Origin of the sequence: Providencia sp. PROV202, from assembly GCF_028479565.1 — a bacterium.
In the GTDB taxonomy this organism is placed as follows: Bacteria; Pseudomonadota; Gammaproteobacteria; order Enterobacterales; family Enterobacteriaceae; genus Providencia; species Providencia zhijiangensis.
Map to the genome: position 1 here is coordinate 12,476 of NZ_JAMPNV010000009.1, position 13,020 is coordinate 25,495.

Annotated in this window: 12 protein-coding genes; 4 read left to right on the forward strand and 8 right to left on the reverse strand. The window is 44.6% G+C overall.

Annotated features, from left to right (window positions below; translation table 11 throughout):
* Nucleotides 1-129: 129 nt before the first annotated feature.
* The 3 genes from PR799_RS05325 to PR799_RS05335 are packed head-to-tail and all read left to right on the forward strand — an operon-like array spanning nt 130 to nt 3,553.
* Nucleotides 130-1,164: a Fe(3+) ABC transporter substrate-binding protein gene (locus PR799_RS05325; RefSeq protein WP_442959909.1), complete on the forward strand. Its 1,035-nt coding sequence runs from the start codon at nt 130-132 to the stop codon at nt 1,162-1,164.
* The gene (locus PR799_RS05330) at nt 1,148-2,851 is read left to right on the forward strand and encodes an ABC transporter permease (protein ID WP_154627460.1); all 1,704 of its coding nucleotides are present in this window, start codon (nt 1,148-1,150) and stop codon (nt 2,849-2,851) included. The genes PR799_RS05325 and PR799_RS05330 overlap by 17 nt, the downstream gene beginning before the upstream one ends.
* A 30-nt stretch (nt 2,852-2,881) precedes the next feature.
* Nucleotides 2,882-3,553, forward strand: coding sequence for an ABC transporter ATP-binding protein (locus PR799_RS05335; protein WP_272521415.1), 672 nt, complete (start codon nt 2,882-2,884; stop codon nt 3,551-3,553).
* Nucleotides 3,554-3,602: 49 nt separating this feature from the next.
* Here PR799_RS05335 and yegD read toward each other — a convergent pair whose 3' ends face one another.
* A complete protein-coding gene (yegD, locus tag PR799_RS05340; RefSeq protein WP_272521416.1) occupies nt 3,603-4,955 on the reverse strand; it encodes a molecular chaperone in 1,353 nt (450 codons plus the stop codon).
* A 184-nt stretch (nt 4,956-5,139) separates the two neighbouring features.
* Between yegD and PR799_RS05345 the strand changes: the two genes are divergently transcribed.
* Nucleotides 5,140-5,376 carry a GDCCVxC domain-containing (seleno)protein gene (locus PR799_RS05345; RefSeq protein ID WP_154602474.1) on the forward strand — a complete coding sequence of 79 codons (237 nt, stop codon included), beginning with the start codon at nt 5,140-5,142 and terminating at the stop codon, nt 5,374-5,376.
* Nucleotides 5,377-5,433: 57 nt separating this feature from the next.
* Here the strand turns inward: PR799_RS05345 and PR799_RS05350 are convergent, their stop codons facing one another.
* The 7 genes from PR799_RS05350 to nrfA form a co-directional block, all read right to left on the reverse strand.
* The gene (locus PR799_RS05350; RefSeq protein WP_272521417.1) at nt 5,434-5,766 is read right to left on the reverse strand and encodes a hypothetical protein; all 333 of its coding nucleotides are present in this window, start codon (nt 5,764-5,766) and stop codon (nt 5,434-5,436) included.
* Nucleotides 5,767-5,942: 176 nt separating this feature from the next.
* Nucleotides 5,943-7,037, reverse strand: a complete 1,095-nt coding sequence (gene nrfF, locus PR799_RS05355; RefSeq protein ID WP_272521418.1) for a heme lyase NrfEFG subunit NrfF — start codon at nt 7,035-7,037, stop codon at nt 5,943-5,945.
* Entirely contained in the window at nt 7,030-8,814 is a 1,785-nt protein-coding gene (locus PR799_RS05360) for a heme lyase CcmF/NrfE family subunit (protein ID WP_272521419.1), read from the reverse strand. The genes nrfF and PR799_RS05360 overlap by 8 nt, the downstream gene beginning before the upstream one ends.
* Nucleotides 8,815-8,837: 23 nt before the next feature.
* A complete protein-coding gene (gene nrfD / locus PR799_RS05365) occupies nt 8,838-9,794 on the reverse strand; it encodes a cytochrome c nitrite reductase subunit NrfD (RefSeq protein WP_272521420.1) in 957 nt (318 codons plus the stop codon).
* Nucleotides 9,791-10,462 carry a cytochrome c nitrite reductase Fe-S protein gene (gene nrfC / locus PR799_RS05370; RefSeq protein ID WP_154627453.1) on the reverse strand — a complete coding sequence of 224 codons (672 nt, stop codon included), beginning with the start codon at nt 10,460-10,462 and terminating at the stop codon, nt 9,791-9,793. The genes nrfD and nrfC overlap by 4 nt, the downstream gene beginning before the upstream one ends.
* On the reverse strand, nt 10,459-11,031 hold the full coding sequence (gene nrfB / locus PR799_RS05375; RefSeq protein ID WP_154638096.1) for a cytochrome c nitrite reductase pentaheme subunit: 573 nt from the start codon (nt 11,029-11,031) through the stop codon (nt 10,459-10,461). Before nrfB ends, nrfC begins: the two co-directional genes overlap by 4 nt.
* Nucleotides 11,032-11,076: 45 nt before the next feature.
* Nucleotides 11,077-12,510, reverse strand: a complete 1,434-nt coding sequence (nrfA, locus tag PR799_RS05380; RefSeq protein ID WP_272521421.1) for an ammonia-forming nitrite reductase cytochrome c552 subunit — start codon at nt 12,508-12,510, stop codon at nt 11,077-11,079.
* Nucleotides 12,511-13,020 lie beyond the last annotated feature (510 nt).

Consider the following 13,020-nt stretch of genomic DNA (forward strand, 5'->3'; position numbering starts at 1 on the left):
ATTAACTGATGAAAATAATTTGCAAACGAGATTGGTTATCAATATACTTTTTTCGACCAGTTAAAAATACTCAATATACTAGTTTTAGCATCACTTCACCTTGGAGAAGATAGCAACATGTTGAAAAAAATGTATTTTTTACGTAATAAAACGCGTTTAATTACGTTGGCCTCATCGCTTATTGTTACCTGCGCACTGCCTGCCATGGCAAAAGATTCCCTAACGTTATATACCACTCGTGAGCCGGGGCTGATCCAGCCACTGCTGGATGCCTTTACTAAAGAAACTGCCATTGACGTCAACACCGTCTATGTTAAAGACGGCATGTTAGAGCGCGTCAAAGCGGAAGGTAAAAATTCCCCCGCAGACTTATTAATGACGGTGGACGCGGGTAACCTCATCGATTTAGTAGAAGCAGGCGTTACCCAGCCTGTTGATTCAAAAGTATTAAATGACGCTATTCCTGCTTCATTACGCGACAAAGATAACCAATGGTTTGGTTTATCGATGCGCGCTCGCGTGCTGTATGCGGAAAAAGATTTACCGTTAACTAGTATTACTTATGAAGATTTAGCCGACCCTAAATGGAAAGACAAAATTTGTATCCGTGCAGGTCAGCACCCGTATAACACAGCGTTAGTGGCAGCAATGATTGCTCACGACGGTGAAGCGAAAACGGAAGCGTGGTTACGCGGTGTGAAAGCTAACTTAGCCCGTAAAGCAACTGGCGGAGACCGTGATGTTGCGCGTGATATTCTTGGCGGTATCTGCGATGTTGGTTTAGCGAACTCTTATTATGTGGGTCACATGAAAAATGCCAAAGAGGGCACAGACGCACGTAAATGGGGGGATGCTATTAAAGTGGTTCAGCCAACCTTTACCAATGGTGGAACGCACGTCAACATCACTGGTGCAGCCGTTGCGCGCCATGCTCCTCATAAAGCAGAAGCGGTTAAGTTGATGGAATATCTGGTTTCTGTTCCTGCTCAGCAACTGTACGCGCAAGCAAACTATGAATACCCAATTCGCAAAGGCGTTCCACTGGATGCCACCATCAATAACGCGATTGGTGAAATCAATGTGGATACTCTTCCACTTACTGAAATTGTGAAATACCGTAAACAAGCGAGTCAGTTGGTAGATAAAGTTGGATTCGATCAATAAAACTGGCTTAACCTCAACGCGCGGCGCTTTCGGGCTGCCGCGCGTTGGTTTCTCGCCATTAACCCTTTCTGTGGTGGTCATTACGCTTGGCGTTCTGACCCCTTTGTTGTTTTTATTAGGTCTGGCTGCAAGCTCAGGATTCAGCCATTGGGAACATTTGATGCGCTATGTGCTTCCCGATGCCACCTTAAATACCTTAATTTTACTGTTGGGTGTTGGCGCAATGGTGATGACCATTGGGGCGGGGTGTGCATGGTTGGTGACCGCATTTGATTTCCCAGGTCGAAAGCTGTTTAGCTGGGCGCTGTTACTACCCCTAGCGATGCCAACCTACATTGTGGCGTTTGCATGGTTAGATTTATTGCATCCTATTGGACCGATTCAAGAATTTATTCGTAGCGTTTTAGGGTACGACTCACCGCGCCAATTCCGCCTGCCTGATCTCCGTTCGATGACGGGCGCCATTTTACTGCTTGGTCTGGTGCTTTACCCCTATGTTTACTTGACCATGCGAGCCATGTTTATGAGCCAGCCAGCCCACTTGCTGGAAGCGGCTCGAACCCTTGGGCTCAGCTCGACGGGGACATTTTTCCGAGTGGCGCTACCGATGGCGCGCCCTGCCTTAGTGGTGGGAACCAGCCTTGCACTGCTGGAAACGCTCAATGATATCGGCGCATCGGAATTTTTAGGTGTGAATACATTGACCGTGACGGTGTACACCACATGGGTGACTCGCTCTGATCTACCCGCTGCGGCGCAAATTGCCTGCTCGATGTTAACCGTGATTATCTTGCTATTAGCATTAGAATATTACGGTCGAAAAAATCAGCGTTACAGTACTGGGCGGCAAATGCGTGGGATTTTGCCATCGCGTTTGACGGGATGGCGAGCCGTATTAGCCACGTGTGTCACCGCGCTACCCGTCGTGTTAGGCTTTTTAGCGCCAGCGCTATTTTTGGGGTGGGAAAGTCTTAAACGCATCAGTGACAGCATGACAATCTCAAGCAGCCTGTTGCAGTCATTACAAAACTCATTATTGCTGGCGGCGGGGGTCACCATCGTTGTGACGTTGGTGAGCATTGTGGTGGCGTGGTATGCCAGAGCGAGTGCCATTTCTGGTTCATCTCAAGAATGGCGACGAACCTTGATGAAAATTGCGTCACTGGGCTATGCAGTGCCCGGAACGGTGTTGGCGATTGGTTTGTTAACACCGGGTATGGCGCTGGATAATTTTCTTGCTGAGCTATTGGATTTTCGCGGATTACCGCTGTTATCAACGGGAATTTTATTGGTTATCTGCTGCTCAATTCGATTTATGGCGATCTCCATTGGGGCGATTGATGCTGGGCTAACTCGCATTCCGCCGAGTATGGAACAAGCCTCAAGGCTGCTAGGGGAAAGCGAGCTGCGAACATTCTTTCGTGTTCACCTTCCGCTATTACGTCCGGCACTTGTCACCAGTGCATTGTTGGTCTTTGCTGATGCGATGAAAGAGTTGCCGACCACATTACTGTTACGCCCGGTGAATTTTGAAACGTTGGCAACTTCATTGTATGCGGAAGCGGCTCGTGGCACTTATGAGGAAGGGGCAATTGCGGCATTATTGATCGTATTGGCGGGAACATTACCTGTGATTTTATTGGCGCGTAGCCAACTCACATCGTCTCAGTCAAAGCAGTCTTCTTAATTAAAATCATTATGTTAAGGAACGTATTCGGTGTCAGATTCAACCTTAGTTCTTGACAATGTCCATGTTTCTTATGGCAACAAACATCAACGTAACCATGTGCTTAATGGCTTTTCTTTGCATATCGATGCTGGGGAAATTGGTTGTTTACTTGGGGCTTCAGGATGCGGAAAAACCACTGCATTGAGAGCGATTGCTGGGTTTGAACAGGTAGAGCAAGGAACCATCTACGTGGGGGGCCGCTGTGTTGCTGGTCCAAATCTTCACCTGCCACCTGAACAGCGTAATGTCGGCATGGTTTTCCAAGATTATGCCTTGTTTCCTCATTTAACGGCGGCACAGAACGTGGCATTTGGGCTCAGAAAACAGCCTAAAGAGCAGCAACAGGCTCGCGTTCAACAGTTATTAAAGTTGGTTGAATTGAGTGGCTTAGCGGAACGCTATCCTCACGAAATGTCGGGGGGGCAGCAGCAGCGTATTGCATTAGCGAGAGCATTAGCGCCACAACCTGCGGTGTTGTTGCTGGATGAACCGCTTTCGAGCCTTGATCCGGATAGCCGAAAACGTTTAGGGCAAGAAGTGCGGGATATTTTACGCGCAGCGGGGCAAACTGCGTTGTTGGTGACCCACAGTGAAGACGAAGCTCAATTAATGGCAAATAAAATCAGCTACTTAAAAGAGGGACGTTTACTCGAGGAGTAGTTGAGAATCGTGAAAACCCAATGCCGTATGAACGGCATTGGGTGCTCGATTATTTAAAGCAGGTTTGAGCCCAGCGGGCTAACCCAGCGGTAACTGAGCCAAAGTCATCGCCACGAACAATAGGGATGTTCGGAAGCTGTTCTTGAATCGCTTGATGTAATATAGGCGAGCGGGCGCTACCACCCGTGACAAAAATAGCATTCGGTTGAACGCCGCCTTGTACAACGGCTTCTTTCACCAACTCAATCATTTTACTTTTTGGTGATTCAATCGCATCAATCAATTGTTCACGTCCAATATTCACTTCAAGCAGCTCTTTTGATAATGCAATTTTCGCTAAATAACTTTGCTCGTCAGAGAGCGCGATTTTCGCCTCTTCCGCTTTGCGTACAATGCTGTAGCCTAGCGTTTGGTGATAAACCTCGAGCAAACGTGCGAGCAAAGCTGGCTCTTGAGCATCTTGCTGTAAGCGGGTTAATGCATTGAGGTTAGCGCGAGAATAAAATTCTTTTTGCGCTTCCACATTGTTAATGGCAATCGGGTTCCAAAACTGCAACAGAGGCATTTTAATCCCTGATTGGTATTGGCTTTCCATACCAAATAGCTGCATTAACTGTTTTAAGGCAACGAAAATATCCAGATCGTTTCCGCCAACACGTTGACCGGTGTGTGCTAATAAAGAGCTTGTACGGTCTTGGCTGTCTTTGTAACTAGGCCCCATTTGGATCAGTGAGCAGTCGGTGGTTCCCCCTCCAATATCCACCACTAAAATGGTCTGGTCTTTCGTGAGGGTAGATTCATACTCTAACCCTGCGGCAACCGGCTCAAACTGGAACGCAATATTCTTAAATCCAGCACGTTTAGCGGCTTTTAATAAGATAGCTTCCGCTTGCTGGTTCGCCAGTTCACCACCACGTCCATGGAAGTTAATTGGGCGACCAATCACCGTATCAGTGATGGTTTGTTGAGTACTTGCTTCGGCTGTATGCTTGATATTTGCCATCATGGCGCACACTAAATCTTCGAAGAAACTGACTTGGGTTTCGTGTAAACCTGATGCACCTAAAAAAGACTTAGGTGATTTTACATAGTAGACATCACGCGGGTCGCTTAAATATAAGTCCAGCGCAGCTTGCCCGAAAACAATATCTTCTGGCTCGAGTTCAATGCCTTCATCCTGATTAAACGCGATGGAGCGTCGGAGGATTTGCTGACCTACTGAGTCTGTCGGAGAAATATTCAGATGGCGAAATAAGTGCTCTGAAACTGATTCTCTTGTTGGCGCACACAAGGTTGATGGAATATAAAAATTGCTGCCTTCAAGGGGTAACAATTGCGGTTTGCCATCTTTCATGATTGCGACGGAGCAGTTAGATGTTCCGTAGTCAAAACCAATAAACATTTCGCCTCCAAAATCTAGGGTGCTTTGAAAAAAGTGGAAAACTGTATATCAACCTTGCGGGAAATGCTATTGGAACCGTATTTTTATTTTGTGTGGGAAACATAATTTGGCGCAAGGATAAGGGCGACATCATTTTGTAGGATAAACAGAACTATTTATTGTGAAATACCCTATCGAGGATCAAATGAGTCAAGCCAAAATTGAATTGATGTCTGAAATTACGTGCCCAGAATGTGGGTGTTCGAAAATGGAAGAGATGCCAACCAATGCTTGCCAGTGGTTTTATGAATGCACGGGTTGCGGTGTATTATTAAAGCCATTAGAAGGGGATTGCTGCGTTTTTTGTTCTTATGGCACGGTGAAATGCCCACCAATCCAAGAAGCAGAATTAACAGGCAAGCCTTCATGTTGCTGTAAATAAGACTCAGAGAAAAATCATTAATTTCGTAGGAAATAGATAATATTCAATTAAGTATAATTATCTATTCTGACAATTTTTACGCCACAAGTAATTAAATTCTTCGAGCGGAAATTCCATTTCGTCTCTATCCAATAGCGGAATGGAAACGATATTCCTACCATCTTCATTCAGGTACGTTTTCACCATAAAACGTTTGTAGGTATAGCTATTTTTTGCATCAAATACCAGAACTTGACCACAAACGTAGCCTAACATACCGCGATCAGAGGTCTCTCTGATGACATGGTATTTCACATCTTTAAATTCGACGGTTTTAGGGAAATTCAACAAGTCTTCCACAGCCCGCTCGGATTTCTTGATAACATCTAAATCAGGTGTGTAGTTAGCCATTACTCCTGCAAGAAATGATCCTCCTGCGATAAGAATAATCACTAAGATAGAAAGCATCTTATTCGTCATGATATTTTTTCTAGATTATTATATTTAATAAATAAACTTATTATTATTTTTTATCAATTATGGATATCGCGAGGTAATAAAGGTTCAGGGGCCTTTATTATTTTTATTCACTGTTCCCCACTAATTTCCATTAATTTAGCCATATGAATGGCTTCAATAATTTGAGCGCGATTGACTCTAGGATTATTACTATCAAGTAGGTTTTGCCAGATATTAATCGCCGTTGTGTAATTGGCATTGATAAAGGCATCTGAGGCTAATAACATCAATGCGGTGACTTCATTCTTATCTAGACTTAATGCTTTGTCTATCATTTTCTGTGTGTCATTTGTAACCACTTGTCCGGCTTGGTAATACATCACTGTGGCGATTGCGGCATAGAGTTGGGCATTCTCACCGCGATATTTGAGTGCATATCCATAGGCAATTAAAGCATTTTCATAGCTATTTTGATAAAGATAGTATTCACCTAAAACAGCCCAAAGTTCACTGTTTTCAGGGGATTGGCGGATATCTGTTTGTAAACGTTGTAGATCCTGCGTTTCACGCTCTAATGGTGTAAACAGCAAAGTAGGGTCATTTTGTCTTTGATATAAATCAAGTGTTGAGTGGAATCGTGGTAATAAAAAATATCCCGCTATCATAATGCAGATTATGATGATAATAAGGGTGTTACTTATCTTATTCCAATGAGGATACTGAAGTGTTTTTTCATTATTAATAGCCGGTAATAATTGTATGTCAGAGTGAGTCCGGTTGTATTTTTCTATTAACGGAATAGAGGGATCTAATAAAATAACGCGCTGATTAATTCTATTTTTTACTTTTAATGTTTTCCATAAAATAAAGATAATAAAAAGAACTGCAAATACGGGAAGTAGCCATAATAGTAGGGTGCTAAGCGTTAATGGGGGATTATATAAAACAAAGTCACCATAGCGCTCGGTCATATAGTGTTTAATTTGAGATTCACTTTTCCCTTCCGAGACCATTTTAAAAACTTGATGGCGCATACTGACAGCAGTCGGTGCGTTAGATTCCAATAAGTTTTGGTTTTGGCATTGTGGGCAACGTAGCTGAGAGGCAATCTGCAAAGATAATTCTTGCTCCTCATTGGAGTTAAATGCCCATGTATCCACAATTTGGGCGTGCGCATCCAAGGCGCACAGTAGCAGGAGCAACATAACGATTTTTTTAATCATGCTTCCGCCCCCTAAACCAGCTCATTAGCGCACCTAAGCACATTACAAATCCACCACTCCAGATCCATTGAATGCCTTCTTGTACATAAAAACGCATTGCATAGCGTTCAGTACCCGTTTTTTCTCCCAGCACCACATACCAAGAACGCAGCCACCCCCAGTGGATCCCCGGCTCTATCATGAGTTGCTGGCGAGCCATATATAGGCGACGCTCAGTGACAAGAATAAAGCCATTTTGACCTGCGTTTTGGCTGACGTGGATCAGCGCTTTTTCAGTGGTGTAGTTGGATTCAGCTGCCAGTTGTAATTGCTGAAATTGGAATTGATATCCGCCAACTGAGATAGATTGCCCGACGGCGATATTTTGGCTGATTTCTGCTTTCTGTGTTGAGGAAAGGGCAATCCCCATGGCGAACAGAACAACCCCTGCGTGAGCAACAATAGCTGGAAGTTTTCGCTGCATAATCATCAACAGCCGTTGAAGTGGCGTGTGATTTTCGTTCTTTGTAATATCGCGATATTTGAATGTGGCAAGCGCCACTATCACCAGCATAAACAGGCCAAATGGTAATAACGTTTGATTGAAATAGGGGGCGCCCACTGAAATCTTACCTAACCCTAATAGCCCATAGAGCATCGGGTATAACGTACCAGTCAGTACGATACATAAAACCGCGGTAAACAAAATCAATGTTAGTAATAAATAGATTTCTTGTGATGTTTTGCGCCGAGGTTCTTGAGGAGGGAATTTGGCCTTCCAACCATAAATAAACAGCGCACCAAGGCTTAAAACGCTAAAGAGTAAAAATAGCGGGACGGCACGCACGTTATCTAAGGCAAATGCATGAACGGACACTAAGATCCCAGAGCGGACAATCAGTGTACCGAGCAGCGCTAAAATTAATGTGATAATCGCCAGCAACAGACTCCAGTGGCGATACAGCCCTGTTCGACGTGTGATAGATAAACTGTGCAGCAATGCCGTGGCTGAAAGCCAAGGAAGTAAAGAGGCGTTTTCAACCGGATCCCAAAACCACCATCCTCCCCAGCCCAATTCACTGTATGCCCACCAAGAACCGAGGATGATACCGCTTGTGAGTATGCACCAACTTGGAACCGCAAAGCGCCAACACAATTGAGCTATAGGTTGACTGGAATCTTCGGGAAGTAGAGTGGGCGTCGCCATTAATGACGCGAGCACTAACGCGGCGACTAGCATCAATCCGCTGTAACCAAGGTAAAGTAGTGGCGGATGTAAAATTAGCCCCCAATGTTGCAGCATCGGATTGAGATCACGACCTTCAATAGCAGGTGGAAACAGGCGTTCAAACGGGTTGGAATAGAACACAACAAACAGCAATAACGCTGTGCAAATAGCCGCCAGTACACATAATGTTAAAGGAAAAAATGGGCTATTTTGGCGGCGATAACGCCATGCAAATAAGGTACTCCAGCCGGAGAAAAATAGCACCCACAGAAGCAGTGAACCTTCGTGTCCTCCCCAGACTGCTGCAATTTTGATAACAAGAGGGGACAAACTGTGGCTATGTTGAGCCACATAACTAACGGAAAAATCACTGAAAACAAAGCTGGCGGTTAAACAGAGAAACGCAGTTAATAAAAAAGTGAATTGCAAAGACGTCCAGAGCACGCCCTGAGACATTTGCCTCGGGACGTGCCTGAAAACGCCGATAAACCCCAATAGGGTATGATAGCCGGTGATACACAGCGCCAGTAGCAAGCTGATAAACCCTATTTCGGGAAGGAAAATTTCCAAGTATCACCTTTAGTTTAAGTCGGTTATGCGACTGTCAGTTGTCCAGCGTACAGAACAAAGAAACGCAGGAAAAATACGCCAATTAAGCTTGCGCCACTGACCACTATAACCCGAAAAGCTTGGCTACCTTGTTGTTGCCATTTTTTCAATGCAAGAGGAATAACAAAACCAATCCCCACGACGCCAAGCCAGAACCACCACGTCCAGAAACCACCGCCTAATGCGGCAATTAACGAACGCAGTTTGCCATCATCCCCGAGCGCGAGTCCCACAAAGAAGGCGGCCAGCAAAAATATCTCTAACCAGACAACAAAGCTTTCTACACGGTGTAAAAAGGCCGTTTCAGGGTTATGAACATTTTTGCGATAGCGCAGGGCGATTGCCAGTAAACTCACCGCCAGTCCCGACGAGATCCCCGAAAAGAGGAATAAAGCCGGTAATATTGGGTTGTTTAAGAATGGATAGGATTTGAGTGCCGATAATAAGAACCCTGTATACGCCCCGAGCAATATAGCTAAGACTAGCATAGCAATATCTAATCCGCGCATGACGCGACTCAGCCAACCTAAAGCACGAGGGATTATCGTCAGTTTAGGTAGCCATTTTTGTTGCAGTTGGACGAGCTCCTGCTCATAAATTTTAGCCAGCCAAACCACTAATACCGCCATGTAAACTTGGAACAGCATCACCCCCATGGACATCACAGACGTTGGGCTGTAGTGAAACATCAATTTCCAGAACGTCCATGGACGGGTTAAGTGGAAAATGAGGATCAGCAGACCGAGAATAATGGTGGTTGGCGCTAAAATTAGCGTGGTACGCATGATAGTGCTATTGCTGGTAGCAGCATTGGGGATATATTGGCGCATCAATACGGCCAGAACCACTAACCCCGCAGAGATACCAATCAAAAACAGGTAAACGGCGATAGGCCAGTCCCAGACTAACGACTCAAAATGAAAAGCTGAAGTGGTTGTCATTGGCTAACCTCCCCATATTTAAAGGGAACTCGGTACATTTTGGGTTTCGTTCCCAGTGCAATTTTGAATCGATAGGTCGGTTTTTCATGGAGCATTAGCGACACCGCACTGTTTGGATCATCTAAATTACCAAACACCAACGCTTTGGTTGGGCACGCTTCAACACAAGCGGGCTGTTTCCCTTTTTTGAGATTGGTTTTACGGCAAAAGTCGCATTTATCGGCGGTTTTGCTAATAGGATGAATAAATCTGACGCGGTAAGGGCAGGCGGCAATACAGTATTGACAGCCAACGCACAGATCAGGGTTTACATCCACAATCCCCGTGGTTTTATCGATGAATGAAGCTCCTGTTGGACACACATCGACACAAGGGGCATGTTCGCAATGTTGGCAAGAGTGGCGGAAGAATCGATATTTGACGTCAGGAAATTGACCAATGGGTTCACTACGAATAATCGTTAGGCGTGATACGCCTTCTGGAACTTGGTTGACTTCCCGACATGCATCCATACAGGCGGTACAGCCGATACACAGTGTTTCATCGTGGATCATGCCATATCGCACCCCGTCAACTTTCATGGTATTGGCGAGGGTATGCCCCGCCACACCGCCTACCGCCGCCAGTGCGCCTGAATAGATTATGAATTGACGACGAGAACAACTCATGGCTGCTCCTTAAGAACATTCACCGCAGCAGGGTTAAAGTTCGGGTTATCTCGCTGATCTGAGTGGCAATCCACACAGATTTTGACCTTACCTTTATCGCTCAGCACTTTCATGGTGTCTTGCTTAGGGTGGAGGTCATGACAACTCGCACAAGCCACTTTGGTCACGTGAACATCGTGGGGCCAAAACGCTTTTTGCAGTTGTTCAGGTAAGTGGCAAGACAAACAGACGCTATTTTGTTGTTCCACACTGTACATCGGATCATTAAACCGCATGACGTCTTTGACGCCTTCACGGTGATTGGGGCCCGGTTTGCCGTGGCAATTAGTGCACGTCACCGGCAAATTATTATTCGGGTTAATGACCTCAGCATGAGTGCCATGCATCCCTTCTTTATCGGGTTTATGGCAATCAAGGCAAGCATTGTCTGGATTACGCTGCTGCGTAACTTGCCAACGACCGTCTTTGTTAGCTTCTTCAGCCATTTGTGGTGTTGCCGACGCGGATATCGCCCATAACAAGCCTGACGCCAGCACCCCAGCAGTTAATAACGAACGTAGTACGCTCATATTCACTCCATTGGTTATCGCACCCCAGCGAACTGGGGTGAGTGGTTATTTGGCTAACAGGTCGTTTTTACGAGCTTGTGCATCCCATTCAGGTACCACAGTCTTTAAAAACTCTTGTTTTTCGGCATTAATTTTCTGCATATCCAAGCCGATGGCTTGCTGCGCCTTATCTTTGGTGGAGATATCTGGGATAGCAATTTCATGAGTAATGCCTTTGGAGCCCAGTAAGCGCGCCAGTTTTGCACGGGCATCAGCGGCTTTATCCATTGCACCACCCAGCATACGTAACCCTTCATCTGGGGCATGCATATGGATACCGTGTGACGCGATAGCTAAATCCCAACGCCACTGCGCATGACGGATATCGGCAAGGATATCTTTCATTTCAGCATCGGTTGCACCCGCATCCCAAGCTGCTTTAGCTTCAAAGTGAGCGCGTACTAGCTGATCTTCCACTTTGATTTTCATCTCTTGGATAGCTTTTTTACGCTCAGCAACAATGCCTTGAAGTTGCTCTTTGCTTTGGGTATGACAGCTACTACAGGTTTGTTCAAAGTTATCGAATGGATTACCGATTTTATGGCTGGTATACAGTTCCCCTTTTTCGTTTTGCAGTTTTGGCATGTGGCAGTCAATACAAGTCACATTGTTTTTGCCATGGATACCTGCGCTCCAAGTTTCATACTCAGGGTGTTGGGCTTTGAGCATTGGGGCTTTAGATAGAGAGTTTGTCCAGTCAGAGAAGGCAATGTTGTCGTAGTACACTTCCATGTCTTCGACTTTGGTGCCGTTATCCCAAGGGAATTTCACGGCTTTAGTTTCGCCAGAGAAATAGTATTCAACGTGGCATTGACCGCACACCATAGATTGTTGGTCGAAGCGGCTCGCTTTATCGAATGGTTTACCGATAGCTTCCATGGCACGTTCTGCGTATGGGCGAGAAAGAGTGAGTTCAGGCTTGCCTTTGGCAAACTCAGGAGAGTCTGTTTTGTGGCAATCTGCACAGCCCAATACGTTGACAACTTCAGGGCCGCCTTTTGCCCATTTGCCTTTGAAGTAGCCATCTTCACCATGTTCCTGAATTAATCGAGCAACGTCAGGGCTTTTACAGCTCCAACATGCCATAGGAAGAGGACCATCTTCAGCATTTTTGGGTGCACCTGTTCGCAGTGTTTCACGAACATCGATAATCGCGTAGGCGTGACCACGAGGTTTGTTGTAGTCACGGGAGAATGGATACCCAGCCCATAAGATGACGAGGCGAGGATCTTCAGCCAGTGCATCTTCTCGTTGTGATTGTTCTGAAGTCGCGCGCCATGAATGGTATTGATCAGGGTGCGCCGCTTCAAAGGTTTCGTTTCGAGCGTTAATAGTTGATGTGGAATCTTTTGTTGGAGTTTGTGCCTGTACAGAGGTAAACAGAAATATCCCTGCAAGCACACTCAGTAGGTACAGTGCATTATTTCTTATCTTTGCCATAAGGGCCTCGAGTGTTTTTAAGCCAGCCATCCCATTAGCTGTATTTATTTTTATATTTGATAACAATCGCACTATTGCTATCAGACAATTGCCAACTTATATAATTAGCAAAAAACCACACAAAAAATATTGTCTTTGATCAATAATTAAAATGAGTTTACTTTTTAATCGATGAAAAATAATAAAAATGGGGGGAATTGAATAAATAAAAAAATATTAAATTTTATTTTTTAAGGAATATATTGATTTAACTCTCAAATAATAATGATTATTATTTACTGGTCATTATTTTTATTATCTTAATGATATTTATAGTAAATTATTCTTGTACCAATATGATGGATAAATAAGTTGGTTAATTTTTGAATTAAAACGTGCGTAAAATCAAAAAAAGTAAATATAGTTTTTTGTAAAAGTGCTCATCATATACTACTTTAGTGGTATATATTTTCATTAATTATAAATTTGGCTATTAAAAATAAGGTTTAAATTCGCAAATCATATTTATGA

Excerpts from the sequence above, each read along its gene's own strand:
- PR799_RS05325 (WP_442959909.1), top strand. The coding sequence starts at position 130 with ATGTATTTTTTACGTAATAAAACGCGTTTAATTACGTTGGCCTCATCG.
- yegD (WP_272521416.1), bottom strand. The coding sequence starts at position 4,955 with ATGTTTATTGGTTTTGACTACGGAACATCTAACTGCTCCGTCGCAATC.
- PR799_RS05345 (WP_154602474.1), top strand. The coding sequence starts at position 5,140 with ATGAGTCAAGCCAAAATTGAATTGATGTCTGAAATTACGTGCCCAGAA.
- PR799_RS05350 (WP_272521417.1), bottom strand. The coding sequence starts at position 5,766 with ATGGCTAACTACACACCTGATTTAGATGTTATCAAGAAATCCGAGCGG.
- nrfF (WP_272521418.1), bottom strand. The coding sequence starts at position 7,037 with ATGATTAAAAAAATCGTTATGTTGCTCCTGCTACTGTGCGCCTTGGAT.
- nrfD (WP_272521420.1), bottom strand. The coding sequence starts at position 9,794 with ATGACAACCACTTCAGCTTTTCATTTTGAGTCGTTAGTCTGGGACTGG.
- nrfC (WP_154627453.1), bottom strand. The coding sequence starts at position 10,462 with ATGAGTTGTTCTCGTCGTCAATTCATAATCTATTCAGGCGCACTGGCG.
- nrfB (WP_154638096.1), bottom strand. The coding sequence starts at position 11,031 with ATGAGCGTACTACGTTCGTTATTAACTGCTGGGGTGCTGGCGTCAGGC.
- nrfA (WP_272521421.1), bottom strand. The coding sequence starts at position 12,510 with ATGGCAAAGATAAGAAATAATGCACTGTACCTACTGAGTGTGCTTGCA.